A 26,635-nucleotide genomic window follows, 5' to 3' on the forward strand; every position below is an offset into this window, starting at 1 on the left:
TTATACTTTTTTCTAGGCTTCTCCCAGAATGGCCCGGATACAGTTGGCGGCTTGAAAGTCTTTCTTTCCCATGCCGTATCCGATCTTTTCCATAACCATCTGAGGCATACGGCCGTATTCTGTGGCAAAGTATTTCAGCAAAGCTCCTCCTGTAGGGGTGCAAAGCTCCCCTTCGATCTTGCCTGCCTGGCAAGGAATTCCCTGAAGGATCAGGGCTGTAGCCGGAGCAGGAACAGGAAGGATCCCATGCGCGCACCATACCTGTCCGTAACCGGTGGTAACAGGGGATACGATGATCTGCTCAGCTCCCAGCTCATGAAAGAGCATGGCACAGCCGGTAATATCCGCCACTGCGTCCATGGCCCCTACCTCATGGAAATGAACCTCTGCGACCGGCCGCCCGTGGACCTGGCTCTCTGCCTGGGCAATGATCTGATAAATGTTTTTCACATCTTCTTTTACCTTATTGTCTACATGAAGTCCATCAATGATCCCGGTAATATCTTCCATGGGAAAATGGCTGTGATGTCCGTGAACGTGCTCATGATGCTCATGGACAGGCTTCTCTCCATCCATGGCTTCTTTCTGGTGCGTATGATGATGTGTGTGTTCTTGATGTGTATGATGATCATGATGATCATGGCCGTGAAAATGTACGTGGCTGTGTCCGCTGTGAGCATTGCCCTCTTCACTGGACAGATCCAGGCTTTCCTCTTCTTCCCCATTTATCAGGACTTCCATATGGGTGCCGGTGATCCCGCATTTTACAGACTTCTGAGCCTCGATGCGGACTCCCGGGATTCCTGCCTGATTGAATTTTTTAAGAAATTTTTCTCTGTCAGGAACCAGCTCCAGAAGGGCGCCCATAAGCATATCTCCTGCTGCTCCCATCTGACAGTCTATATATAGAGTTTTCATTCTTTTCTCTTTCCCTCCAGGTGATTGATCATACTTGCCAGATATCCGGCACCGAAGCCATTATCAATATTTACTACGCTGATCCCGCTGGCACAGGAATTCAGCATAGAAAGAAGCGCGGAAAGTCCTCCGAAGTTTGCTCCATATCCTACGCTGGTAGGCACTGCAATTACCGGGCAGTCCGCCATACCGCCGATGACGCTGGCAAGAGCGCCTTCCATACCTGCGATGGCGATGATCACTCTGGCGCTCATAATATCTTCTACATGATCCATCAGACGGTGCATTCCCGCAACTCCCACATCATAAAGACGGAGAACTTCATTGCCGTAAATTTCAGCTGTAAGGGCAGCTTCCTCTGCTACAGGAATATCGCTGGTACCTCCCGTAGCTACCACGATTCTCCCTACTCCATCTGGTGTTGGCATTTCTCCGATAACTCCGGTCCTGGAATGGCTGTCATAGTGAAGATCCATTTCTTTTCCTACATAATCTGCCGCCTCCTGGCTCATTCTGGTAATCAGAACCGTTTTTTCATGATCCAGAACCATAGTCTGGGCGATTTTTAAAATCTGTTCCTTGGTCTTTCCAGCTCCATAAATGACCTCTGCCATCCCCTGACGAATTCCTCTGTGAGTGTCCACTTTTGCAAATCCCAGGTCTTTATATGGTTCTACTTTTATCTGTAACAGGGCTTCTTCCGGTTTAACGCTGCCCCGGGCAACCTGTTCCAGAAGGTTCTGCAAATCTTTTTTATCCATGTTTTCTGCTCCTTTGTAAATATTCTCTTTTTTTTATATCACTTTGAGTACACTCCAGGGCAAGCGCTTTTTACACCAGAGCGTAAACAATCATCATCCCTGCAATCCCCAAAAGGATACTGATGGAATTGATCTGAGCCGCTTTGGCTCCGTCCCCTCCTGCATTCTGGGTAAGAAGAGGTGCAATACTGGCCACAGGAGCCGCCAGAAGTACGCAGATGGCCTGACGTATATCCGGCGAAAATGGGATAAAGAGAATAACGCCAGCCATAATAACAAGTATGGTCCCATACCGCAGGGCAAAAAACTTCACCATCTCACGGAGGTTTTTTCTGTCCAGTTTCAGTTCAAAAAGGATACCGATACTGAGCATAGCCAGAAAAGCGTTGGCATTTCCCATAACAGAAGCCAGCTTCAGCACAGGTTCCGGCAGCCGCAGATGGAGAGCCGCCAGCAGGATCATCAGCAGATACATATCCGTAATAGGAGAAGTAAAAATCTTTTTCAAAAGAAATTTCAGAGAAAATCTGCTCTTTCCCCCTTTCACAGCCTCTGCCAGGCTGTAGTCAATTCCGTAAAGATAGATTGCAACGCCGATATCAAAAAGGCAGAGGGCAGCAAACCCATCTGTAGAGAGCAGACCGGTAAGAAAAGGGATGGCAAAGTTTCCGATATTATAAGTGTTCAAGTTAAAAAGATACATCACTTTTTCTTCCGGAGCTTTCTTTCTTGTTGCCGCCATTCCTACCAGCATAAGTATGGTGCTGGTGCCGAAGCCTACCAGAAAACACCACAGAAAAGAGGGCTGAAGTTCCAGATCCTTCAGCCCGTTTACCGCCATAGCCGGCATGGTAAGATAGAGAATCACTTTTTTCAGAAAATCCGTATCCTCCACCTTAAAGATACCGGCTTTTTTAAAACCATATCCGGCAAATAAAAGCACCACATAAACAATGGTCTGGGTCAGTACATTACTCATAAGCCTAAATTATCCAATTCACAGTTTATATTTTCCTCACAGGAACGCATAGCCAGGATGGTCTTCTCCATCAGTTCTTCCAGGCTCCACCCTAACTGTTCTGCCCCTTTTGTAATGATCTCCCTGGAGCATCCTGCTGCAAAACGTTTATCCTTGAATTTTTTCTTCAGGCTTTTCACTTCCAGATCCATAACGCTTTTGGAAGGACGCATTTTCACTGCTGCTCCGATCAGTCCGGTAAGCTCGTCACAGGCAAAGAGCACTTTTTCCATCTCATGCTCCGGCTTTACATCAGAACATTCTCCATAGCCGTGGCTGCATACTGCATGGATCACTTCCGGCTCCGCCCCGGCCTTTTCCAGAAGCTCTACTGCTTTCTTGCAGTGTTCTTCCGGATACATTTCAAAATCAATGTCGTGAAGGATCCCGCAGATTTCCCAGAAATCCTGATCATCTCCATAGCCCAGCTCCCCGGCAAACCATTTCATACAGGCTCCTACCGTCAGGCCGTGAAGAATATGAAAAGGCTCCTTATTATATTCCCTCAGCAGCTCTAAAGCGCTGTCATGGTTAAATTTTGTATTCATTTTCATTCGCCTCCGTAAATTCATCTAAAGAATATACTATATCAGAATGAAAATTTTTTCAAGCTGTCACTTCAAATGTCAACGCCATTTAAGGCTCCTCCCGGATTTCCAGCTCATAGCTGAACAGGGCCAGCTTCCTGGCATTTTCCTGATCCTTCATTACCGTATATCCGCCGAAAGCCGGAAGCTGATACAGATACAGCCTGGTAATCTTTTTCTGCTTTGTACTGAACACATCATATCCTTCCATACCAGAAGAAGCCGTCCATTCCAGGGGGACCCCATCCTGGTCAAAGGCCAGCAATGTACTGTCCAGAGGGAGCTTCAGACCAAGGTGCTTATCTTCCTCATAAGTGGCATATCCGTCAATACCGGTAACTTCCTTCAGGTTTTTCAGACATTCCAGATAAAAGGTATCTTTTTCCTGGCCGTCCATCTGAGGACGGATCTGCTTTACTTTGATGTCATAAGGACTTACCAGGATTTCTTCCAGGCCAAAGCCTTTCTCTCCTGTCTGCTCCACCGTATATCTCTGAGTTCTGGTTCCATCTATAGAAACAGGAATTTCCAGATTCCATACCTGCTGACCGATCAGACAGTACCGGGCGTCCTGCATATCTGCAAATGCTTCCGGCTGGGCTGTTCTGGAGGAATCGTTCCAGGCCAGGAGGCGGATCTCCATCTGGAAGCTACTGTCTTCTTTGGTTTCCACAGGCTGGTCAAATGGTATCTGGACCATGCCTTCTACCAGACGGCTGTCCTTTTGGGTTACAGTCATCCAGACAGAAAAGTTCTGCTCCATATCCTTATATTGAAGGTTTCCGTTTATCTGCATGTCTGCATATTCTCCGGTATCTTCCTGCTTCAGCAGTTCTCCAAAGCCTTTTTCTTCCAGATTTTCCAGTCTTAAGGTCAGATACAGGCTGGTTCCGTCACAATATACTTCTACAGGAAGGATACGAATATTTCCGGCTTCATCCCCATATTTCTCATACATTTCCTGAAGGATTTCTTCTTCACTTTTTTCCGGTGTTTCCAAATGCTCACTGAGATTTTCCCCATTTTGGGACCAGTCTCCGGTAATCCGGCTTTTATCCTGAAGCTCCTGAAAAATCCCGCCTATCAGAGGAAGCTCTTTTGCAAACGCCGGGTTGGCCCTGCAATATCCGGCAAAGACAAGAAGTACCGCAGCGGCGGCAGAAGTATTGAAAAGGATTTTTCTTCTTTTTTTTCTCTTCAACTCTTCTTTTCCCTTTTGGATTCCTTTTTCCACGGCCAGATCAAGGGCCTGGGGAATCGCTATAGAATCTAATTCGATTTTCTTCATTTCTTTTTTCCTTTCCTTTTCATTTCATCTTCCCGGGCAGCGGTCCGGACATAGGCGCTGATTCCTGCCGGACCGGACCTTCTAAATCTTTTTTCAGCAACTTCCGTATTCGGCATAAACGTGTCCGGACTGCTCCCTCGCTGCTGCCTGTAATCTGGGAAATTTCTTTAATAGAGAATTCATAAAAATATTTCATCAGGACCAGTTCCCTGAAATCCTCAGGGAGTCTTTGCAATGCACCTCTCAGATCCATGATTTCTTCCCTGGAATACTCTCTGATCGGAGCCATAGAATTCTCTTTTTGCAGTTCGGCCGCCTCCCAGGGCAGCCAGTTTCCGGATTTTTCCTTTGCTCTTAAAGCCTCATTGATCAGGATCCTGGTCAGCCAGGTCCGGAAATATTCCGGCTTTTTAAGTTTGCCGATACCTACATAGGCTTTTGCAACAGTTTCTGCTACTGTATCCAGGGCCATCTGCTCTTCCCTGCAATAAAGAAAAGCCATTTTATAAAGATACTCTTTTTCCTGTTCCATCAACGTTTCAAAAGCTCCCGGTTTTCTCCGGACAGCCCTTCGGACCAGGTTTAATCTTTCATCCATTTCTGCCTCCTTCTCATAGACATTTATATGTCTGTTTAACTGTTAGACAGGGAACAGCCCTAAAAGGTTACAAGGGAAATTTTAGATATGAAGAAAATCTTGATCAGCGATCCTGAAAAGGCAGAAGCCGTAGAAGCGGATCGAAGAGTATGGATAAGCATCCTGCGGTCATTGACACTGCTGTACAGGCATTTCCGCCGACCGCAGGTGTTTTAGCATTCTTATGTGGCGAATATCATTTACTCGCAATATACGTTTTTGATTTCCGTTAACAAAGCAACTGTGATGTCCTTTGCGATAACTGAGGCTTTGGCACAGTTCTCATCAAAGTTATCCAAGCCTCTGTGTTCTGGAGTATCTGTGATGCAGCGGATTGAGAGAAAGGGGATACGATTTACATAGCACACATGAGCAATACTTGCGGTTTCCATATCAACTGTCAAAGGTGAAAATTCTTGATTGATGCTTAGCCGCCCTTCGTCGGTTATAAAAGACTCTCCTGTTGCCATCCGCCCCCAAATCACTTTCCCGGCTGGTTTAATTTTTTCAACAGCAGTTCTGGACAAACTTATCAGTTTAGAATCTGCTGCAAAAAACACAGATTCCATCCATGGATGAAATTCTGTCAAAATGTCCTGTGCCACATCGTGATAACAAACTTCTGTAGAAATTACGGTATCGAATATTTCAAGGTCCGGTTCCATTCCCCCTGCTGTTCCTGAATTGATAATCATATCCACACCAAACACATCTATTAAAAGCTGTGATCCTATGGCAGCGTTTACCTTACACACTCCGGAAAACAAAGCAACGACTTCCATTCCGGCAATTCGCCCGATATGAAATTTCAACATGGCTTTATCCACTGTTTTACAATCTTTTATCAATGGCAGAAAGGGGGAAAGCTCCTCATCTCCTGCACATATAATACCGATTTTCATAGGTTATATTCCTCCGAGGCTGTTAATTTAACTTTTAATGCTTCTCGCAGATCAAACATCTGAAAAAACACTGCCTGCGGATACCAGAGTATCCACCAGCTCATCGATCTGACGTATGGTTTTCTTAACAGCAGACTCCTCTTTATTTTTACGGATTTCATGGAGACGTTTTTTTAATTCTTTCATTTCATACTTAGAAAGGTATTCTTTTAAATGGCCGGCCCGATCCAGAAGATCAGCGAAAACAATGGCGTCTTTGGAAGGCAGGTCATTTCTCAGCAGTTCTGTGCGAAGGTTATCTGCCACATCAAAAAGGAGTTCTCTCTTGGGCCTGTACTTGCCTTTCCCCATTTTTTCCAATGAACGGGTGTCCTCATCCATAGACTGGACAAGGGAATCCGTAAGTTCCCGAAGTTTTTTGTCCGTAAAAGCTCCTGTATACTTTTCTACGATCTTTTCTGCTTTTACCGGTTTTCCCCGATTGGCTGTTTCCTGTTCGATCATATCGTAAAGAGATTTTAAATAACGCATAGATTCCGGCAATTTTTCTGTAATAGACAATCTCTTCCTTTCTATAGTAATGCATTTTCCCATATACATCTCCAGCACCCCTGCGGCTATAAGACATGCTACCGGCACCTGGTCATAACTGGAAAAGTTCCCTTTTTCATTTACTGTGCAGATAAAAAATTTCTGAGTCAAACTTAAATCTTTCATAAAATGGATTCCTCCTCTGATAAAATGCATTGGGTAAATTCTTTATTATATAGCATAACCTGAACCGCCTTGCTTTTCAATAGGATATCCGGATTTTACTTTTTTACCTTTTCCATTGACAAATCTGTAATTTCCTTCTAAGATATATTATTAGCTTACTAATATTTAGCATTCTAACTATTGTGAAAGGAGTTTGTGTATGAATCTTTCTTATCATTACATGCTGATGGTCAATCATGTGATCCTGCAGAAAAAATTGTTTCTTTCTCTGAAAGATACCGGCCTGACTTTAGGACAGCCTAAAGTTCTGGATTTTCTACGTGAAAAAGACGGGGCGGCCCAGAAAGAAATCGCCGCAGCCTGTCACATCGAACCGGCTTCGCTTACAACAATCCTCAACGGCATGGAAGAAAAAGGGATGATCCAGCGAAAAAATCTGAACGGCAACCGGCGTTCCTGGCACATTTTTCTCACGGATCGTGGAAAAGAAATGGCGGCAGCTACAGAAAAAAGATTCGAAGAGCTGGAAGCTCAGGCATTCGCCGGAATTTCCGGAGAAGAACGGAGAAGCTTTTTGAAAACGTTTGAAAAGATCTATCAGAATATGGAAACATTGGAGGGAAACACACATGACAGAAAAAATTAAGCGCTATATTATTTTCCTTATCGGATTATTTATCAATTCTTTCGGGGTAAGTTTTATCACAAAGGCAGATCTGGGAACCTCCCCCATTTCTTCGATCCCTTATGTACTTAGCCTGAATTTTCCTTTTACTCTTGGAGAATTTACCATATTTTTCAGTCTTCTGCTGATTTTTCTCCAGCTTATCATACTGCGGAAAAATTTTAAGCTGGAGCATTTTCTGCAGATACCGGTATCTATTATTTTCGGGTACTTTATCGACCTCACCACTTTCATGTTAGGAGCCATGAATCCGGAACTGTATCCGGTAAAACTTGTTTCTCTGCTCATCGGATGTGTAATCCTGGGATTTGGAGTCTATATGGAGGTGCTGGCAGATGTGGTCATGCTTCCCGGAGAGTCCTTTGTCCGTGCCATCGTTCTTACCTGGAAAACAAATTTCGGCAACACAAAAGTAGCCTTTGACGCTTCCATGACCATTATCGCAGGAATCCTGTCCCTGTTCTTTTTTCACAGGCTTCAGGGTGTCCGGGAAGGCACTATTATCGCAGCTCTTTTAGTAGGCTTTATTGCCAGACTTTTTGGACGGCTTCTTGCCTTTCTGCCTGCCATCCTCTATCCGGAATTATTTGAGAAAAAAGAAGCAGAAAGCCTCCAGGAACCGGAAAATCACTGGACCATCGCCATTGGCCGTCAGTATGGCTGCGGCGGACATGAAATTGGACAAAAACTGGCTGAAAAACTGGGATATAAGTTTTATGACGGGGAAATTATTGAAATGATCGCCGGTACTACCGGCTATTCCAGAAAATTTATTAAAGACCGGGAGGAAAAAATGACAAACAGTCTCCTCTATGATCTGGTTAATCAGATGTACGCCTATTCTCCGGATACCCCTGCCCCAAAGGACGAAATCTTCCAGGCGGAATCCCAGGCGATTCAAAAACTGGCAGAGGAAGAAAACTGCGTGATTATCGGCAGATGTTCTGACTATGTTCTGAAAGATCACCCTCACTGCCTTCGGGTATTTTTAGGCAGTTCTTTTGAAACAAGAGTAAAGGGACTGATGGAATCTGGAAATCTTTCTCAAAAAGAAGCAGAACAGGAAATCCGTCTGGAGGACAGGCGCCGCCGGGATAACTATCGTTATTACACCCGGCAGCCCTGGGGATTTTCTCCAAACTATCATCTTACATTGGATACCGGCCTGGGTACAGACTATTGTGTAGATCTTATTCTTCAGACTCTGTCTCATCTTCAGAAGTGATGGTATCCGGCTGTGTCAGTTCTGCAAGCTGTCCGTAAACAGATACGGCGTCCATAATATGATACGGATCCGTATCATGGCTTCCATCTGCGTGGGCGGTAACCAATACATAAGACTTTCCGTTTACCTCTCCCAGACTTGCCAGACACAGGCCGGCGTCAGAAGTAAATCCAGTCTTTCCTCCCTGTATGTAGGAATCCTGTATCCCGGCTTTTTCCATGGTCTCAAACATAGAATTGTGGAAAGTAAAGCCCTGGGTGTGCAGGTTTGTAGGTGCCACGCTATATGTCTTTGTGGTAAAGATCTCACGGAAAGTCTGATTTTTCAATGCTTCCTGAAGGATCAATGCCATATCTTCCACACTGGAATAGTGGTTAATATCCTGCAGTCCTGTAGTGTTTGTAAAATGTGTGTGTTTCAAACCAAGAGCTGCAGCCTTTTCATTCATCTTTTCAACAAAAGCTGCTTCAGAGCCTGCAATATTCTGGGCCAGAGCTACGCAGCACTCTCCTCCCGAGGGCAGGATCGCACCATACAGCAGGTCCTGATAGGTGGCAGTTTCTCCCGGTTCAAAACCTGCCATGGAAGCCCCTTCTTCATATAATGGAGGAAAGATGTCTTCACTTAAAGTTGCGGAAGCGCTGGTATCCGGAATATTTTCCAGAGCCACCATTACCGTCATCATCTTTGTAAGAGAAGCCGGATAAATGATCTGGCCGGGATTTCTTTGAGTTAGAACTTCTCCCGTATCCAGGTCTATCAGTATGGCACTGGTGCTGTATAAACCGGACAGATCCACCTTTTCCGGCTCTTTCTCTTCTTCTGTATTCTCTTCGGTCTGTGTTTCACTGGCAGCTAAATCCGCTTCCTTTTCTTTATTTATCTGTTGTGTCAGAAATAAAATCACGATCAGCAGGACCAGCACCAGAAAAATTCCTATTTCCAGTATAGGATATTTTTTTCTCCTTCTGTTTCTTTTTCGCTTCATATTTTTACTCATTCTTACCCTTCATTCCTTTCCATTGACTTCCCTATTATAAAATAAAAATGTCACTGAAAAAGGGCGATATGATTAAAATTCTATTAAATTCATGTGAATTCCTGTTTTTTTCTTTTTCCAAGACAGTTCACGCACCAGAGGATCTGGAGCAGCAGGCTTACCAGGGCAATGCTCATGGCAGCCAGAAACAGCAGGGAATGAAAGGAATCTCCCTGAAGTCTGTAGTAGAAGAAAGAGCCCCCGGATATCAGTATGAAAAAGGGAAGGGGAACGGTCCAGAAAATTATCACTGCAGCCAATATATACCGCATAGCTTCTATATGAAGACAATAGAAAACCAGAGGTATCAGATAAAAAGCGGCGATGAGGATCATATTCTGCCACATGCCGGGCTTTCCAAAGCTGGTGCCTTTTCCTGCCGCAGGAGTCACAGATATCGCCAAAAGAGTAAGCTCATATCCCAGCAGTGCAGCCAGGGTCCATTTTCCGATAGAATTTTTTGATTTCATATGTGATAAAACCTCCTTTTTCTTTCAGTATACAGAGAAAAAGCAGGAAATTTATCAAAATGTAAGAATCAGCGGAAATGTTGTCAGAAGTAATTCAAGAATCCTATTGAGAAAATTCTGGCCTGTTTATATAATATAAGCCAGATGAGGAAAGATTATGAAAATTGCGATTTGCGAAGATGATATAAAAAACCAGTCCCTTCTGGAAAGCTATCTGGAAGAATATCCGGCAGACCTGGAGTGGAAAATTTTTTCTTCCGGGGAAGAACTGCTGGCCCATATAAAAGAAGACAAGGACTATTTTTCTCTGTATTTTATGGATATTTCCCTGCCGGGAATAGACGGAATCCAGACATGCGCCCAAATCCGGAAAAGAGATCAGAAAGCCCTGATCGTTTTTGTGACAGATTACAAAGAATATGTCTACGAAGTATTTCAGGTACTGCCCTTCCGCTTTCTGATCAAGCCAGTGAAAAAAGAAGCTTTTTCAAAAGTCCTGAGGGAAGCCGCAGACTTTCTCCGTCTCCATGACCGGCGGCTTACCTTCCGCATCCGGCAGACCATGTATGAGATCCCCTGGGGTGAAATTTTATATCTGGAAGGAGATCTCCGGAAAGTCCATCTTCATACGGTATTGGGAGAATATACTTTCTACGGAAAACTGGAAAAACTGAAAGAACAGCTTACCCCCGGAGGATTTTTCCAGTGTCACAAATCCTATGTGGTAAATCCGGAATATATCCGGGCTTCCAGGGATACATCCATTATTCTCAGAAACGGTGAGGAGATTCCTGTAAGCAAAAGCTTCCGGAAAGAATCAAAAGAAAAACACCTGCAGTATCTGAAAGGAAGGTGGGGACAATGAATTTTCCATTTGCAGCTCTGGCATTAAACTTTATTTTCGATATTTTTCTATACGCAGTAACTCTTTGTGTTTTTACATCGCTTTTAAACCGCATTTTCGGAAAACCGGGACCCTATCTGAAATGGGTACAGGGAGCCCTGCTTCTGGGAGGAATTCTTCTGCTTATTCTTTTTGATCTTATTTCCATCCAGGGTTCCCGGTTCTATGAGCTGACTATGACAGAGGTGCCCCTCTGTCTGTTCCTGCTGTTCTCCTATTCCGGCAGCCGGCAGAAAAAGCTTTTCTTCGCTTTTTCCCTTTTTACACTGACCGTCTTCTATCTGTTTTGTCTGAATGACCTTACCAATCTCCTTCATCATGGATTGAACTATTATCTGCCCTTTTACCAGCTTCAGCTATTCTATCATATCTTTCTTTGGCTGATCCTTTTTCTCTGCCAGAAGCTTTGCGGCAGCTTTGAAGAAAACATCTTTCTTTCTCCGACCCTTTGGGGATTCCTGTTTGGCATTTCTGGAGCCCTATTGCTGATTGCATTGGGTTCTTTGCCCCTGGTGATCTCTTCCTCCATAGAATATAACCGGAAAATGTTTCTTCACCTGGGGCTTATGCTCCTCCTTCTGGGACTAAATTACTGCCTTTTTGCCCTGTATAAAAGGTTCTATCTCTATGGGGCAAAGGCCAGAGAGGCCGCTCTTACCCGACAGCAGTTAGAATACCAGGAAAAATATTACCGGGAATATCTCCACACCACAGGAGAGATCCGCAGGCTCCGTCACGATATGAAAAACCATCTGCGGACCGCTGCTTCTCTCTATGCCCAGGGAAAAGGCCAGGAGTTGGAAAACTACCTGGAAACTTCCCAGAAAGAACTGAAAGACTACGAAAACTTTGTTATGACCGGAAATCCCTGCCTGGATGCAGTGCTGAACCTGAAGCTCCAGGAAGCCAGACAGAAAAATATCTGCTGCCTTACCCAGCTTACCGTACCGGAAAACAGTGTGTTCCTGGACTTTTCCGATACGGTGACCATATTAGGGAATCTACTGGATAATGGGATAACCTCCGCTTTAGACTTTCTGGCGCCTGGCGCTCCGGTCCCAGAGATCCGGCTGTCTCTGATCTATCAGGAAGGCAATCTCCTCCTCCACATAGACAATCCCTGCAAAGTTAAACAGAAGCCGCCCTACGGTATTGGAATGAAAAATGTAGAATCCCGGGTGGAGAAATATCAGGGGACCCTTGTGACAGAAGTTAGAGAAGGACGTTATTATACAGATATATTACTGTATGGAGCATAAATGTGTTCAGTCCTCCAAATCGTATAATTTATATAGATCCAGCATAGTGCCGTAGGTCAGCTTCCGCCCCATAAGCTGACGGTAGGTGGCGGACTTGGCCCTGCCGGCTTCTTTCTGTTTTTCCATCTGCCGTACAATGGAGTCATACTCCTGCTTGACGCCTCTGTGCATTTTCCGGTAAGCTTCCAGCTCTTTTTTCAGACTTTCCAAATCTTCGGGAAATGCACTTTCCTTTTTATTTATGTTTTCCATTTTCTTTTCCTCTTCTTTTTCATTGTCTTCTATCCCTGTATCCCTCAGGATTGCGGCTGCTGTCTCCTCCGGTGTTTGTCTGGAAACATGTATTTTCTTTGTGTTCAATTTTTCATAGAGAGGAATCCTTTCTATGCTCCGTTCTAAGATATCTTTTTGCCGCAGTCCCTGGCATATATCTTTATTCAGTCTTTTTTCCAGACTTTTCTCATCAAGGATCAGGGAATACAGATGAACTTCTGCATTCCGGCAGACCAATCTGGATAAAAGTGTGTCCAGGATTTCCTGCTCATGAAGAACCCAGCAGAAAATCACATGGTCGTAGGCCGAACAGGCAAGGAAATTATTCAGTATATGGGTAATGTTATCCATTACCATTGCCTTAGTCTCCTCTGTCACCTGAAAAGGCTCCATATTCCAGCACCAGTCCCCGTCCAGGAAAACGCTGTTTTTCAATTTTTTCTTTAAAATATTGCAGACTGTAGTCTTGCCGGCTCCCATGGTGCCGCCGATCACATAGAGATGTTTTTTCATAAAATGATTGCCCCAAATTATATCAATACTCTCATTTTTCTATATAAGCATTGCTGCTGTGGTGTTTATAACTCTTTCTAATTTACATAAAATAGTTATGGTAAACGTTTTCTTGCTTTGTCCAGTAAAAATCGTTTTTGATACTTGATTTTTACATATTTCATGATCCTCTGGAGATATACGGTATCGTAAATTCCTCCTGCCGCTCCCACCACTGGGATTCCCTGAAGGAATTTCATATACAAAAGCTCTCCGGAAAGCATGGAAGAGGTGTCTTTGACCTGCTTCTTCATATCGTATCCTTCTGGAAGTTTCTTCATTTCCATAAAAAGATCTGTCTTTTGATTTTCCTGAACCAGTTCCTCTCCATACAGCAAAGATACCTGGATCAGTTTCAGGATAAAGTACCGTTCTTCTTCTGTATCGTAGGCGTATCCATAGTGCAGGGCCACTTCATAAATGCTTTTCAGGATCATTCCTGTAAAAAGGGGAATATCCGGCAGACCGATCCCCAGTACCCCTAAGCCTACCCCCTCTGCTGTAGACAAAAGAAGATTTTTTCTGGAGGAGGCGGCAGCGCCTTTCTTAAAAGTCCGTAAGGTGTTTTTGTTCTCCCGGATTTCCGCCGAATAAGCGTTAACCTTGTACCCATGCTCCAGATCTTCTTTTTTGTAGGTTTTTTCTATGATCCCGGTTCCCTTGTCAAAGACCAGGAAAAAAGCCTTGCTAAATGCTGCGTCCAGCTTCTCCTGAAGTCCATCGGGAATCTTCTGGGCCAGCTTCTGGTTCAGAAAAGATTCCTTTTTCTCTTTATACTTGTCTATATATCTTTGTTCCTGTTTTAAAACCGTCTCCAGTTCTTTTTCAAGAGAGGATTTTCTGGAAATCAATAGCCTTCCTCCTAACTGTTTTTGCCTCTTTTTGATACGATCTTATTTACTTCCATCTTATCCATGATCCCATGGGCGGTCACTCCCGGGTGAGTTACAGAAATCCTGCATACCTGTTCCGCAAACTCCTTTGAAACCTGAAATTTCTTTGCCATGGAAGCTACGGTGGTTCCCTTTTCCAGTTCTTTTAAGATTCCTTTTATCAGCTTTTCCATATCTTTCTGGGAAAGTTCCGGTACTTTTTCCTGTTCCACTCTGGGAAGGATATCCATCTTTTCTATATGGAAGCTTTCTGCTTCTATAATCAGCACCGCCATGGTCACCGGCTGGTGAAATCTTCTGGGACCGCAGCTTCCCGGGTTCAGATACTGGACGCCTTCCTGCACATAGGCCTCGTATTTATGGGAATGTCCGTAGATCACAAAATCTTTTTTCTCCAGATCTTTTGGGATATGTTTTTTATTGTGGACCATATAAATGCTTTTGCCAAAAAGAGAAAAAGAAAGCTCTTTAGGCAGTTTTTCGGCCCATTCCTTATCATTATTCCCCCGGACCACATACAGGGAAGGATTGATCCTGCGGATTTCTTCCAGAATCCCGGGGGTATTGATGTCTCCGCCATGAATGACTGCGTCGCAGGTCTTTAAAATTTCAGCCACTTCTAGCCGCAGAAGTCCGTGGGTATCGGAAATTACTGCAATCCGTCCTGTTTTTCTTTCCATTTCTTCACATTCCTTTCTGCCTCTCCTAAGAAGGAAAGGGAGCCGAAAATGATCACCACATCTTCCGGTTTTGCTTCTTCCAGAGTTTTCTCCACTGCCTGTTCAATACTTTTTGCCGCTTCCACAGAAGGATTCACACAGGCCACTGCTTCCTTCAGTTCTTCTGCCGGAAGGGCTCTGGGATTATCTGGAGTCTGCACTGTTATGATATGGTCTGCCAGCGGGGCTGTGATCTGGATAACCTGTTTGTAATCCTTGTCCTGAAATATACCGAAAATATACCGGATATGCCGGTGCGGAAAATAAAGCTTCAGAGAATGTTCCAATTCTCTGGCTGCTCCCGGATTATGAGCCCCGTCCATGATCACTACCGGCTCTTTGGAGATCAGGGTGAAACGCCCTCTCCAATGGGTCTTTCTGAACCCTTCATAGATATTCTCTCTGGAAACCGAATAGCCAAGCTCCTGAAGCATAGTCACAGACTGAAGGGCAAGAGCGGCATTCAGGATCTGATAGCTTCCTGCCAGAGAAATCTCTACCTGATCAAAGTCTCTCCAGGTAAAGCTCTGTTTTTCATACCCGTAATGAATATCCTTTACTTCTTCCATATCCAGGAATTCCATGGAAGCCCCTTGCTCCTTTGCCCTTTCTTCCAGAACTTTCCTGGCTCCGGCTTTCTGGGGACCGGATACCACCTTTGTATAAGGCTTGATGATCCCGGCTTTCTGTGCGGCAATTTCCTCCAAAGTATCTCCCAGAAAGGCCATGTGATCCATACTGATGGGGGTGATCACTTCCATTACCGGCGTCTTAATGATATTGGTGGCATCCAGGGCTCCTCCAAGACCGGTTTCCAGGACCACCAGATCACATTTTTTCTCCTGGAAATACAGGAAAGAAAGGGCGGTTTCTATTTCAAAAGGCGTTGGATTTGTAAGATGATGTTCCTCCATATCTTTAATAGCTTCTGCAATAGCTGTCACATGTTTCGCCAGGGCTTCTTTTCCGATCCGCTCTCCGTTTACCTGTATCCGCTCTCTGTAGGAAAACAAAGTAGGGGAAATATACCGTCCTACCCGGTATCCCGCTTCTGTCAGTATAGTAGAAAGATAAGCCAGGACAGAACCCTTTCCGTTGGTTCCTGAAATATGGATAAATTTCAGACTGTCCTGAGGATTTCCCAGACGCTCCATAAGATGGCGCATATTGTCTAAGCCAAGTACACTTCCGTATTTAGAGGCTTCCTCCAAATATACTCTTGCTTCTTCGTAATTCATGATTTCTCCTATCCGGGGCCTGCAGGCCCCTCTGTAATTCGGAGATTATTATAGCTCTTTTTCCTTTTGACTACAATCGGAATCTTCTGTTCTTCTCTATTCTCAGCTATATTTTAATGGGAGAAACGGTTCAGAATCTATTTTCATTCATGTAACCGTCCTTGTAGGCATATGGGGACGGTTCTTAATCGGATTTTCTTCTGTGTAACCGTCCCAACTACCCTAAATTTCCGGCTTAAAATCGTATTTTCCCTGTGTAGCCGTTTCGACCATCGAAAATTACGGTTTAAAATCAGATTTCTTTCTGTATAACCGTACCAGCTGGTTAAATACTGCGGCCAGAAATGAAGAAATCGGAAACTCAGCCGTAGCAAACGCCTCGCCACCGGAAATAAGTCCAGCGGTGAGGCGCTTTTCATCTTTTATCATTATTCAGTAAACAATAATCTATCCCTCTGTTTTTACAGACGTGCGTCAAAGAGTCCGCAGAAGCTGTCGATAGGATCCTGCCCCTTAAAAGCTTCTTCTCCTGTCATCAGGTTTTCTACCAGTGCATCGAAGGTACTGTCTTTTGTGTCGTAGGCATTGATGTAAGTCCGTACCTGGGGAATATCTGCCAGCATGGTGGGCTGTCCGCAGCTTACAGCTACTACCGGGATTTCAAAGACATACCAGGGGATTTCTCCGCCGCCTTTGGAAAGTCCGAAGCTGGGCCTTCCCTCGTTAATATCACAGAGGGTGATTACCAGGTCCATGTCTTTTACAAAGTCTGCAATGGCGTTCTTACCGGCAAAGTAAATATTGATATCCGGTTTCTCCCCGGCTTCGATCTGTTTCTTCATTTTGTCCACAGGGCTTTCATAGATAAATGCGTCAAAGCCTTTGCTGATCAGCTTATCTCTTAAAAGCTCTGCCGGGTTGGTCCCTCCTGCCATTCCCATGGCTTTGGCCAGAGCAGACATGCCGCTTTCTGCCCCTTTCACATAGCCTTCTCCTTTCCTGAACAGCACATTTCCGTGTTCGTCTTACTATAATCAGTATTGTAACACCCCAGGCTGCCGCAGGTTAGGATAATTTCTCTGGATATACGTCCGATTTCTAGTTTTTTCGGAATTATTCAAATAATCCTCTGATTTTTTCCCAGAAGCCGGTGGTTTCTTCAGGGGCTTCCTCCTGGGACTCTTCCTCTTCTATCTGGATGGGATCGGTCTGGAAGGCAAACTGGACAGCCTCTACATTGGTATTTTTCTCAGATACAAAGGAAACCGGAACATAGTCTTCGCCGGAAAATTCCTGTACCATTTCCTCCACCTTATTTTCGATTTCTGTGTCTATATCTGCAGTTTCTGTTTTAAATTCTTCAGTGCCGTCTTTCATTTCTCCGGCTCCCTCGTCCAGATCCTGGGAACCTTCTGCCAGGCTGGAAATACCCGTTTCAAAAACAGAGGCTCCGGAAGATAAAGTGTTTACCCCTTCCTGAAGCTGGGTAAGGCCTTCCAAAAGAGCCTGGGTCCCTTCTGTAAGACTGCTGCTTCCTGTCTGGATATCTGTACCTTTCTCTTCCAGTTCTTCTAATCCTGCGTCAAGCTGGCGGGCGCCCTTTGCCAGGGCAGAGATCCCGGTGTTTAACCGGGTGATCCCGCCGCTTACTTCTTCTGCTCCCTGATTCAGCGCTGCGGAAGAAGATTTCAGGGCTTCTCCCCCTTCCTTCAGGAGCTGATTCTGAGCAGTCAATTCCTCAAATCCTTTTAAAAGGCTGTCGATTCCTTCTGCTCCTGCAGGAAGAGAAGCGGTCTGTGTCTCCATGGAAGTTAACCCCTGGTTCATCTGCTCCAGCCCTGTTTCCAGCTGCCGGGCCCCTTCTGTCAAAGCCTGTATACTTTCCGTAAGCTGTGACAGGTCTCCTGTCTGGAAAGATTGAAGGCTTTCCCCTGCTTCGGCTGCTTTGTTTAGTTCTTCCGCCATACTGTTCAGGGATCCGGTTTCTCCTGCCTGGATCTCTTCTAATCTGGAGGCAATGGATGCCAGCGCCGAAGAGCTGTCATTGCTTATAGAAATCTCCGGTGCAGGAATATCCACAGCCACAGTATCTGCCCCCTGCACACTGACCCTGCTTCCATCCAGGCCGGCAATAAGGGCGCTTCCTGTATCCGGATCTATGGCGCCGCTGCCTATGGAATTCCAGACAGCGGCTATGGCTGCATCAATCTGGGCATTGGCACTGTCTGCCGCTGTCTCTATCTGGCTGTTTGCCTGGCTGATCTGAGCGTTTGCCGAATCTACCTGGGACTGGAGAGATGCCCCAGCCTGGCTTATACTGTCACTGGCACTATCTGCCTGGGACTGGAGTTCGCTTTCTGCCTGAGAAAGAATATTTCCTGCTTCCTGCAGTTCTCCCGCCGCCTCATGATACAGAGAAAACATTTCTCCGGCCTTTGCCTGGACACTATCCATAGCCTGGGCTGCCTCCTGAAGACTGCCCAGCATTTCCTGCAGCTGCTCGCCTTCCCGGGAGTCTTCCAGAAGCCGGAGCTGGGACTGAAGGGCCTCCAGCCCATCAGACAGAGCCGCTGCCCCATCTGTAAGCTGCTGAGAACTGTCTTTTAAAGCAGTTACCCCCTGGGAGACTTCTCCCAGGTTTTTCAGTCCGGCCAGCTGTCCGACCCCTTCCTTCAGCTGGTCCACGCCGCTGATATAAGCCTGGACGCCGTCTATATAGCTCTCGGTTCCTTCTGTATAGGTCCTGGTCCCTTCTGCTAATTGACCTGCGCCGGCTTCCAGAACAGGGACGCCTTCTTTCAGGCTGTCTGCTCCCTGGATCAGAGATTTACTTCCGGAAGCTGCCGAAGAAACGCCATTCAGATAAGCGCCGATACCGGTCTCCAGCTCCTGGCTTCCCTGGACAAGAGCAGAACTTCCCGAAGCCGCCCCGTCTGTGCCTGTTTTAAGGCTGACTGCACCTTGGGCCAGGCTGCCTGTGGCATCCAGAAGCTGGCTGCTTCCTTCCGCCAGTTCTCCGGTACCTTCTTTCAGTGAACCGGCCCCTTCATCAAGCTGGGATACCGCTTCTTTCAGCTCATCTGTCTGCTCATAGAGAGCCGACATATCCAGACTGTCTGTATCAATGGCAAAGGACATCGGCACTCCCTGGAAAGAGATCCCATCCATTTCAAAGTCAGTAACCTCTGATGTAATGGAAATTTCTTTTTCCTGCCCCGCCATAATGTTGTATAGGATCTGTTTATCTGCTCCCACATTTGCCAGAGTAGCCCCCTCTGCCTGGATATTTTTGCACTTTTCGGAGTCCAGTGTAACTGTGGCCTGAAGCAGATAATCTTCAAAATAGTCTCCCTTTACTTTTTCATTTTTCTTTACGGAAATCCGGATTTCCAGATTTCCGCTCTCTCCGGCCAGTTCTTTCGGATTTTTCTTCTCACCGTTCAGGTAATAGGAAATCTGGATCTTCCAGGGCAGTTCTTTTGTCTCCAGATTCCCCTGATAATAGAATTTCCCTTTTTTGCCTTCTACTGTATATCCGTCGGCTGTCTCCTCTATTTTATCCTCGGTAGTCAGGTTGGTTACTTCTGTATAATCGCCATAGTCTGTGATTCTGGTATCTTTTTCCAGATCATATTCATTGACCACATAGACGCCGGATACTGTTCCGTCTTCTTCCAGGGATGCATAGACATTTTCTTCCTTTTGGGGATTTTCTGCAGCAATGACCGGCAGGGTGTTTCCAAGAACCATGGAAAAACATACAGCCGCTGTAATAGATTTTTTTGTGTATCTGCTTTTTTTATTTCGATTCATGATGATGTCTCCTTTTCTGATAAAAGTTTGTGTGCAGGGTAGTTATCTCTATGAACCTGTCAAATAAGTACAGCAGTCCCGGCAGTACAAAAAGTACAATGGTCAGGGACAGCATACTTCCGTTTCCCAGGAAGGTCCCGAGCTGGGAAAGGATCCCGTGAGAAGAAATTGCCCCCATCAGGTATCCCACCACAGCCAGCACAATACCGGAAGTAAGCAAAGATGTAGTCACCGCTGCGATGGTTTCAGAAACTGCCTTTTTCTTATCCATGGTCTGTCTGAACTCCATATAGCGTTCCGTAGTCAGGATCGCATAATCCACGGTAGCTCCTAATTGGATAGAACTGATGATCAGGTAGGAAATGTAGAATACCGTAGAATCCTTAAAGTATGGAATCGACACATTGATCCACACTGCCGTCTCGATAGCCAGCACCAGGAAAACCGGGAGAGAGACGGATTTCATGGTAAAAAGCAGTACCACAAAAACTGCTGCCAGGATAAACAGGGTAAGGATGCTTTTGGGATGCTCCACGATTTTCTGATAAAATTTTTTCATGACGGTATACCTTTCTCTGCCTTTTCACTCATTTTTCTCACCTTCCCGGGACAGTTCTTCCAGAAGCTTCTCCAGTACTCTGACCGTTTCATGGATTCCACGGCTGCTGTTGATGCAAAAGTCATAATTATCTGGTTTTCCCCAGCCCCCGTCTGTGTAATAATTGTAGTAGGCTTTTCTCCGTTTATCTGTTTTCCTTATCAGTGTCTCTGTCTCCTTTGCGGATAAATGGAGCAGCTCTTTTTTTCGCATTACACGGCAGGCATATGGGGCAGTGATAAAAATACAAACACAGGGGATATCTGCCTCTTTTAGAATAAAGTCTCCGCATCTGCCTACAAAAACTGCATTTCCTTCCCTTGCCCGGTTCAGGATATAGTCCTTCTGTATCTGAAATAAAATATCATTGGCCGGAAGTCCACGGAGATTTTCATCCTCTGCCTCATACCATATTCTGTGTATCCAGGGATTGGCTTTCTGCTCATCTGCCCTTTCCAGATGATCTATGGGAATCCTGCTTTTCTCCGCCGCACCTTCCAGCAGCCTGCGGTCATAAAAGGAATATCCAAGCTGCTCGGCAAGTATCTTTCCGATCTCATGTCCTCCGCTGCCAAATTCTCTGCTTATGCATATATTCATTTTTTAAGGCCTCCTTTTTTTCATCTGTTCTGCATTTTATGAAAAAAATCCAGGAAAGAAAAGCAACACTTTTCAGCAGATGTCTAAAATTTAGGCAAATGACTGAATATGTTTAGCTGAATGATTGACTTTTTATTTTTCAGCCGCTAAAATAAAAAAACAATATTGCTGATAAAGGAGTATGGATGATCCCATGAAACATAACGCTACCACCTTTTATACCAGGTAAATCCTTGCAGAATCTCTGAAAAAGCTTATCCGCAGGAAATCCTTCTCGAATATCACTGTCCGGGAAATCACCGAGGACTGCGGATTGAACAGAAATACTTTTTATTATCATTTTGAGGATATCAACGATCTTTTGAAATGGACTTTAGAACAGGAAGCTATTGATGTGGTAAAACATTTTGATCTGATGTCTGATTACGAAGAGGCTGTCCGGTTTGTTATGAATTATATCGAGGAGAATGAAAAGCTGCTGAACAACATCTGTAACTCTTTAGGACAGGGAGAACTGAAACGTTTCTTCTTCAATGACCTTTATGGGATCACCTCTTCTGTTATAGATAAAACTATCCAGCAGATGGAACTGTCCATACCTTCCGATTACAGAGATTTTCTCAGCCGGTTTTATACGGAAGCCTTTGCAGGCCTTCTGATGGACGGGATCACAAATCCCACTCTGAGGAACAATGATAAAAATATCCTGTATATCTCTCTGGTCATACGCTCTTCCCTTCCGCCTCTTCTCAGTGATTATGCCGCCCAGCAAAAGGCAGAGAAGGAAGAATAGCGGCAAAAAGTCCCTGCGAGAGCATAAACTGCCCTGCAGAGACTTTTTTCCTGATCATCCTGCACTTCCTCTAATCTGCTGCCTGTGCTTCTTCCTGCTTAACGGTCTTTACCCGCAGAAAGAAATACAACAGATGGCATACCCACACAACAGCCAGACAAATCTGTCCCACCGGAACCTTGCTCATCATCAGAAAGCCAACCGCCATCACCACGGTCACGGTCCCTACGATCCGCAGTTTCGTCCCCATAGTCATGGCCCGCTGCTTCACAAAGCTGTCCAGATGTTTCTTATAAAGATTCGTTCCGATGAACCAGCCATGAAGCCGCTTTGAACTTTTCGCAAAGCAGAATACCGTGGCCATGAAAAAGGGCACGGTAGGGAGAATCGGCAGGATGATGCCAATTACTCCAAGTCCCAGGCATATAAAGCCCAGTATGATCCAGAGGATCCGGAACGGATTCATATTCTTCATTTTGTTTCACTCCTGTTTTTCTGATTCTGACCGCTGCAGTAATATTCATAGCCTCGCCACATGCACACTTGAAATCTGCCACTTACAAGACTAAGACGGCTATCGTTACACGGTCAGGACAAATTTCTTTCCTTCAATGATCGTCACTCCCAGGGAAATCCCATACAGTGTCCGGATGCATTCCGGTGTGACCACTTCAGCCGGTGAACCCTGTGCAGCCACCTGTCCGTCTTTCAAGCCGATGATACGGTCAGAAAAATGAATCGCCTGATTAATATCATGGAGTACCATGATAATGGTGATTCCATATTCTTCATTAAGTTTCTTCACCAGCTCCAGGATCTCGATCTGATAACGGATGTCCAGATAGGTGGTCGGTTCGTCCAGAAACAAGATCTTAGTATTCTGCGCCAGTGCCATGGCAATCCATACGCGCTGACGCTGTCCGCCTGAAAGGCGGCTTACTTCCCGGTCTCGGTACTTCTCTACATTGGTCACTTCCATGGCCCACTCGATCAGCTTTTCATCTTCATCACTGCGCCCCTGCATCATTTTCATATGAGGCGTACGCCCAAAGGATACCAGCCGTTCTACTGTAATGTCATCTGCCGAAGAATTATACTGATGGACAATGGACACTCTTTTTGCAAAATCTTTCAGACCAAAATTCTGGATATTTCTTCCGTGGAGAAAGATATTCCCTTTCCGGGGATACAGGTTTTTGGTCATCAGGTTAAACAGGGTAGACTTTCCGCATCCATTTGCTCCCATAATCGTAGTGATCTTTCCACCTTCTATGGTAAAGGAAATGCCTTTTAGAACCTTATTCTTTCCATAGGAAAAAGACAAATCCCTGACTTCCATGGCAGGCTTGTCTGCTCTCATCGCCGTTTTCCGAACATCTGTAATGTTTTTTTGCACTTGGTTCATATCAGGCTGCATACTTCTTCGACCTCCTTAATAAAATGATAAAGAACGGTCCGCCGATCACGCTCATGATAATGGACGCCGACACTTCGTAGGGTGCTGCCACAGTCCGACCAATGGTATCCGCCAGCAGAAAGGTAAAGGCTCCCGCCAGCATGGAAAAGGGCACCAGCGCCCGGTGGTCACTTCCCACCAGCAGCCTTCCGATATGGGGTACAATAAGCCCCAGAAAGCTGATGGCGCCCACCACTGCTGTGGAAATGCTTGCCAGGAGAACCGCAACAAGGGAAATCAGGATACGCATCAGGTTTACGTTGACACCCAGGCTCCTGGCTGTCTTATCTTCCAGGGACATCAGGTTGCATATCTTTGTAAACAGCAGCGCAAGGATCAGCCCGGCGATCACATAGGGAAGGAGCGTCTGTACGTCCTCCCATGTCTTCTGTGTGATATTTCCCTCTACGATAGAAGCCACTCCGGAGGAATTTCCACCGCTCATGGAGTTCAGGGCATCCGATAGTCCGGTGAACATGGCGCTCACTGCCACGCCGGTCAAAATAATACGCAGCGGGCTTAATCCGCCTTTCCAAGACAGACTGTATACCAGGAAAAAAGCCAGCACACCTCCTGCGAATGCCAACAGAGGAGTAAAAAAGTAAAGGGCTGGGAGGAAGGCCGTGATCAAAACAGCTGTAAATCCCGCACCGCTGGAGATGCCGATGATCCCCGGATCCGCCAGCGGGTTCTTTAACACTGCCTGAAAAAGGACTCCTGAGACCGCTACTGCCGCCCCTGCAAATAGAGAGATCACGATTCTCGGAAAACGCAGGTCATAGATGGCTGCCACGTCGTCGATCCGTTCGATGAACAGTCCACGGAATAATTCCGATGGTGAGACCTTCAGGCTTCCAATATTAACAGACAATAGGATCAGCACTGCCAGCAGGATTCCTGTAACAAAAAAAGATACCGCTGCCCGGGCTGTCTTCCGTTTCTTCCTGCTCCGATCCTGCCTTCCAAAATCTTCCTGCTCCACCCTGCCATCGAAAACTGCCGGATACGTAAGGCCGCCGTCCTGTCTTAAGTCTTTGTCTTCACTCATGGCTTATCCTCCTTACTTCGTGATTTCCTGTAGTGTCTCTTCGTCTACCTTTTCGGAAGCTTCGCTCTCTTCCGCCGCCTTTGCGGCATTCTCACTGTTCTCTTTTGCTTTTTCTTCGTCTGCTTCGCTCTCCGGATAAAGCATAGGCTGCAGTTCCTCTAAAGCCTCCGGGTAATCAAAGTCGGCGCTCATCCCAAAGTATTCGTAGGTCAGGTCATACACACACCCGTTTTTTACAGCATCAAAATGCTGCCAGATATCGTTTGTCTCAAATTCCTCATTGAACATTTCAACAATCTGATCCGGCAGAGCGTGAGCCGCCCGCAGGATCACGTCCGGTTCTTTTGTCTTCATATCCTCCGTATTTACGGTCAGAAATTCTTGATCTGTTCCGGCATAAACATTCTGGCCGCCTGCCAGTTCCACCAGACTTCCCACATAAGAATTCTCAGTTGCAATGATATAACTTCCGGGAAGTCCCATGAGGATCAGCACTTTCGGTGCATCTTTCCCTTCATTTGTATTCTTGTAATCTTCATAAAACTTCGTGAATTCATCCACCATTTTCTGTGCCTGTTCTTCCCTTCCAAAGATCTCACCCAATTCTTGAATGGAACGGTACATCCCTTGTACGCTGCGCAGATTTAAGAACGCCCAGTCTGTATCAATAGCTTCATATTTGGGCTGCAGATCAGCCTGAAGGGTAGCCGGGCTCAGAATCCAGTCTGGATCCAGGGATGCTACGATCTCCATATCCGGGGCCATGGCGGTTCCGACCTTCTCCGCTTCCTCATACCTTTCCGGAATCTCCGAGATAGAACTGGAGCATACGCCAACCAGGTCCAGCTCCAGCTGGTCGCAGATTTCCGCTGTGGACGGAGATGTGGCAATGATCCTCGGTTCTTCTGCCATCCCCTTTACCTTTGCTTTCGCGGCTTCCACAGCAGCTTTTTCCTCCGGGTCTGTGATCTCCAGCATAGTCTCCACACTTTCCATCTGGGGGGAGGCTTTGCTACTTTCAGAGGCGTTATCTCCTGTTTCCCCGCCGCTTTGATCTACACATCCTGCCAGAAGGCTGCAGGAAAGAACCGTGCATACGGTAAGGGACGGGATTCTCTTTTTTACATCCATCCATCTATGCTTCATCATCATCGTAACCTCCGCCCCATCTTCTCCAGTTCTTCCGGAAGAAATAAACGATCACAGCAGCTGTCCCCATCAAAATCAGCCCGGATACTGTAACCGCAGTTCCCATAACAAAAACACTGCCCCCACTGGAACCTGCCATATCTTCCGCCTCTTCTACTGTGTCCGCTGCCGTGGATAGACTTAATCCCTGGGCATCGCTGAGTTCTGCATCGGTAGACGGCGTGGGCTGGGCCGCTTCATCAATGGAACTGGACAGTGCCGGCGCTTCCGTACTGTTGTCTACGGGCTCAGTATCCGAAGAGTCGGAGGATAATAATTCGGAGTCACTCTGGAGAGAGGAGCCGGACAGGCTGGCATTGCCATTTCCAGTGCTCTCACTTTGGGTATTCGTGCTGCCAGAGCCGCTTGTTCCGCTTTCTGTACTCGTGCTGCCAGAGCCGCTGTATGTAGATGTGCCGCCGCTTCCAGATGCTTCTGTTACAATCGTCGCATTCATATTTGTATTATTTCCTGCCGTGTAATCACTGGGATACAGGTAGAAGATCACATCCCTTCCCATAGGTTCCACATACATAGAGCCTCGGACCACACAATTCTCACTTGGCACCTGCATACAGATATCTGCTGTAGCACCGTTGTCATCTGTCCCATTGCCCGTCACGCCGATGGCAGGGCTGGACCAGTTGGAATCCCCCACATTCTGTACCCAGAAGCTGTGGTTTGACGTGTAGTCCATCAGGCTCATGCGGATCGTCAGGTAGTATTCCCCGCTGTCCGTCAACTCCAAAATACCGGTGGTATAGACAGCGCCGTCTACCATGCCCTGACCTGTGGCATAGGACGCCTCCCCGCCGGAATCTTCGATCACGCCGGTGACCGGATGGGCATAGCAGGGATGGATCACACAGGTGTAAATATTGCCGCTGGCTGCCCGGACCGGAACCGCTCCGATTCCTGCTCCCATCACCGTCAGCACAAGGGCTGCAAGCAGGCCGACAAAAATCTTTCTGATTTTCTTTACTGATTTCATACTTTTCTCCTATTTTTATTTCTTGTTCAGTCTGGGAAAGAGTCCTCCCCCGTAATCATTGCA

At 46.0% G+C, this 26,635-nt stretch carries 28 protein-coding genes; 5 read left to right on the top strand and 23 right to left on the bottom strand.

Translation table 11 applies throughout. From position 1 onward, the window contains the following. Positions 1–12 precede the first annotated feature (12 nt). The 8 genes from B5G00_RS02505 to B5G00_RS02540 form a co-directional block, all read right to left on the bottom strand. Positions 13–918 (bottom strand): LarC family nickel insertion protein, encoded by a 906-nt coding sequence (locus B5G00_RS02505; RefSeq protein ID WP_087268000.1) that lies wholly within the window; start codon positions 916–918, stop codon positions 13–15. Next, entirely contained in the window at positions 915–1,679 is a 765-nt protein-coding gene (larB, locus tag B5G00_RS02510; protein ID WP_087268002.1) for a nickel pincer cofactor biosynthesis protein LarB, read from the bottom strand. The genes B5G00_RS02505 and larB overlap by 4 nt, the downstream gene beginning before the upstream one ends. A 70-nt stretch (positions 1,680–1,749) precedes the next feature. Further along, positions 1,750–2,658, bottom strand: a complete 909-nt coding sequence (locus B5G00_RS02515; RefSeq protein ID WP_087268004.1) for an AEC family transporter — start codon at positions 2,656–2,658, stop codon at positions 1,750–1,752. Continuing rightward, entirely contained in the window at positions 2,655–3,245 is a 591-nt protein-coding gene (locus tag B5G00_RS02520; RefSeq protein ID WP_087268007.1) for an HDIG domain-containing metalloprotein, read from the bottom strand. The genes B5G00_RS02515 and B5G00_RS02520 overlap by 4 nt, the downstream gene beginning before the upstream one ends. An 88-nt stretch (positions 3,246–3,333) precedes the next feature. After that, on the bottom strand, positions 3,334–4,572 hold the full coding sequence (locus B5G00_RS02525) for a DUF4179 domain-containing protein (RefSeq protein ID WP_087268010.1): 1,239 nt from the start codon (positions 4,570–4,572) through the stop codon (positions 3,334–3,336). A gap of 19 nt (positions 4,573–4,591) precedes the next feature. After that, positions 4,592–5,170, bottom strand: a complete 579-nt coding sequence (locus B5G00_RS02530; protein ID WP_087268014.1) for a sigma-70 family RNA polymerase sigma factor — start codon at positions 5,168–5,170, stop codon at positions 4,592–4,594. A 239-nt stretch (positions 5,171–5,409) separates the two neighbouring features. After that, the gene (gene mtnN, locus B5G00_RS02535; protein WP_087268016.1) at positions 5,410–6,111 is read right to left on the bottom strand and encodes a 5'-methylthioadenosine/S-adenosylhomocysteine nucleosidase; all 702 of its coding nucleotides are present in this window, start codon (positions 6,109–6,111) and stop codon (positions 5,410–5,412) included. 51 nt (positions 6,112–6,162) lie between these two features. Continuing rightward, complete coding sequence (locus tag B5G00_RS02540) at positions 6,163–6,828, bottom strand: GPP34 family phosphoprotein (RefSeq protein WP_162613470.1); 666 nt, start codon at positions 6,826–6,828, stop codon at positions 6,163–6,165. A 199-nt stretch (positions 6,829–7,027) separates the two neighbouring features. Here B5G00_RS02540 and B5G00_RS02545 point away from each other — a divergent pair, with 199 nt between their 5' ends. Continuing rightward, a complete protein-coding gene (locus B5G00_RS02545) occupies positions 7,028–7,474 on the top strand; it encodes a MarR family winged helix-turn-helix transcriptional regulator (protein ID WP_087268021.1) in 447 nt (148 codons plus the stop codon). Further along, positions 7,458–8,738, top strand: coding sequence for a cytidylate kinase family protein (locus tag B5G00_RS02550; protein WP_087268024.1), 1,281 nt, complete (start codon positions 7,458–7,460; stop codon positions 8,736–8,738). The genes B5G00_RS02545 and B5G00_RS02550 overlap by 17 nt, the downstream gene beginning before the upstream one ends. Here B5G00_RS02550 and B5G00_RS02555 read toward each other — a convergent pair. Then, the gene (locus tag B5G00_RS02555) at positions 8,704–9,738 is read right to left on the bottom strand and encodes a D-alanyl-D-alanine carboxypeptidase family protein (protein ID WP_087268027.1); all 1,035 of its coding nucleotides are present in this window, start codon (positions 9,736–9,738) and stop codon (positions 8,704–8,706) included. The genes B5G00_RS02550 and B5G00_RS02555 overlap by 35 nt on opposite strands. Before the next feature lie 89 nt (positions 9,739–9,827). Further along, the gene (locus B5G00_RS02560; RefSeq protein ID WP_087268030.1) at positions 9,828–10,247 is read right to left on the bottom strand and encodes a DUF5391 family protein; all 420 of its coding nucleotides are present in this window, start codon (positions 10,245–10,247) and stop codon (positions 9,828–9,830) included. Between the two features lie 157 nt (positions 10,248–10,404). On the opposite strand from B5G00_RS02560, the gene B5G00_RS02565 reads away from it, so the two are divergent. Continuing rightward, positions 10,405–11,112 carry a LytR/AlgR family response regulator transcription factor gene (locus B5G00_RS02565; RefSeq protein WP_087268033.1) on the top strand — a complete coding sequence of 236 codons (708 nt, stop codon included), beginning with the start codon at positions 10,405–10,407 and terminating at the stop codon, positions 11,110–11,112. Next, entirely contained in the window at positions 11,109–12,410 is a 1,302-nt protein-coding gene (locus tag B5G00_RS02570) for a sensor histidine kinase (protein ID WP_087268036.1), read from the top strand. The genes B5G00_RS02565 and B5G00_RS02570 overlap by 4 nt, the downstream gene beginning before the upstream one ends. 6 nt (positions 12,411–12,416) lie before the next feature. Here the strand turns inward: B5G00_RS02570 and B5G00_RS19560 are convergent, their stop codons facing one another. From B5G00_RS19560 to B5G00_RS02610, 8 genes are all read right to left on the bottom strand, one after another. Then, positions 12,417–13,196: an AAA family ATPase gene (locus B5G00_RS19560; RefSeq protein WP_087268039.1), complete on the bottom strand. Its 780-nt coding sequence runs from the start codon at positions 13,194–13,196 to the stop codon at positions 12,417–12,419. Between the two features lie 95 nt (positions 13,197–13,291). Then, positions 13,292–14,086 (bottom strand): EcsC family protein, encoded by a 795-nt coding sequence (locus B5G00_RS02580; protein WP_087268040.1) that lies wholly within the window; start codon positions 14,084–14,086, stop codon positions 13,292–13,294. A gap of 11 nt (positions 14,087–14,097) precedes the next feature. After that, entirely contained in the window at positions 14,098–14,808 is a 711-nt protein-coding gene (locus B5G00_RS19565; RefSeq protein WP_087268042.1) for a metallophosphoesterase family protein, read from the bottom strand. Next, positions 14,778–16,085, bottom strand: coding sequence for a bifunctional folylpolyglutamate synthase/dihydrofolate synthase (locus tag B5G00_RS02590; protein ID WP_087268046.1), 1,308 nt, complete (start codon positions 16,083–16,085; stop codon positions 14,778–14,780). Before B5G00_RS02590 ends, B5G00_RS19565 begins: the two co-directional genes overlap by 31 nt. A gap of 461 nt (positions 16,086–16,546) precedes the next feature. Continuing rightward, a complete protein-coding gene (locus tag B5G00_RS02595; RefSeq protein WP_330396297.1) occupies positions 16,547–17,068 on the bottom strand; it encodes a hypothetical protein in 522 nt (173 codons plus the stop codon). Positions 17,069–17,198: 130 nt separating this feature from the next. After that, positions 17,199–19,898, bottom strand: a complete 2,700-nt coding sequence (locus B5G00_RS02600; protein ID WP_087268050.1) for a hypothetical protein — start codon at positions 19,896–19,898, stop codon at positions 17,199–17,201. Next, positions 19,885–20,457, bottom strand: a complete 573-nt coding sequence (locus tag B5G00_RS02605) for an MMPL family transporter (protein WP_087268052.1) — start codon at positions 20,455–20,457, stop codon at positions 19,885–19,887. Before B5G00_RS02605 ends, B5G00_RS02600 begins: the two co-directional genes overlap by 14 nt. A gap of 24 nt (positions 20,458–20,481) precedes the next feature. Beyond that, positions 20,482–21,096, bottom strand: coding sequence for a cytidylate kinase-like family protein (locus tag B5G00_RS02610; RefSeq protein ID WP_087268055.1), 615 nt, complete (start codon positions 21,094–21,096; stop codon positions 20,482–20,484). 256 nt (positions 21,097–21,352) lie between these two features. Here B5G00_RS02610 and B5G00_RS02615 point away from each other — a divergent pair, with 256 nt between their 5' ends. Next, entirely contained in the window at positions 21,353–21,889 is a 537-nt protein-coding gene (locus B5G00_RS02615; protein ID WP_275532357.1) for a TetR/AcrR family transcriptional regulator C-terminal domain-containing protein, read from the top strand. 70 nt (positions 21,890–21,959) lie between these two features. On the opposite strand, the gene B5G00_RS02620 is transcribed toward B5G00_RS02615, so the two are convergent. From B5G00_RS02620 to B5G00_RS02640, 5 genes are all read right to left on the bottom strand, one after another. Further along, positions 21,960–22,364, bottom strand: coding sequence for a YbaN family protein (locus B5G00_RS02620; RefSeq protein WP_087268058.1), 405 nt, complete (start codon positions 22,362–22,364; stop codon positions 21,960–21,962). A 105-nt stretch (positions 22,365–22,469) separates the two neighbouring features. Beyond that, the gene (locus tag B5G00_RS02625) at positions 22,470–23,249 is read right to left on the bottom strand and encodes an ABC transporter ATP-binding protein (protein WP_242971263.1); all 780 of its coding nucleotides are present in this window, start codon (positions 23,247–23,249) and stop codon (positions 22,470–22,472) included. Positions 23,250–23,295: 46 nt separating this feature from the next. After that, complete coding sequence (locus B5G00_RS02630) at positions 23,296–24,393, bottom strand: FecCD family ABC transporter permease (protein WP_087268061.1); 1,098 nt, start codon at positions 24,391–24,393, stop codon at positions 23,296–23,298. Positions 24,394–24,405: 12 nt separating this feature from the next. After that, on the bottom strand, positions 24,406–25,545 hold the full coding sequence (gene isdE, locus B5G00_RS02635; protein WP_087268064.1) for a heme ABC transporter substrate-binding protein IsdE: 1,140 nt from the start codon (positions 25,543–25,545) through the stop codon (positions 24,406–24,408). Then, positions 25,529–26,572: a heme-binding Shp domain-containing protein gene (locus B5G00_RS02640; RefSeq protein ID WP_087268067.1), complete on the bottom strand. Its 1,044-nt coding sequence runs from the start codon at positions 26,570–26,572 to the stop codon at positions 25,529–25,531. The genes isdE and B5G00_RS02640 overlap by 17 nt, the downstream gene beginning before the upstream one ends. Positions 26,573–26,635 lie beyond the last annotated feature (63 nt).

The sequence above is a fragment of the Blautia sp. An46 genome, from assembly GCF_002161645.1.
GTDB lineage: Bacteria > Bacillota > Clostridia > Lachnospirales > Lachnospiraceae > Blautia > Blautia ornithocaccae.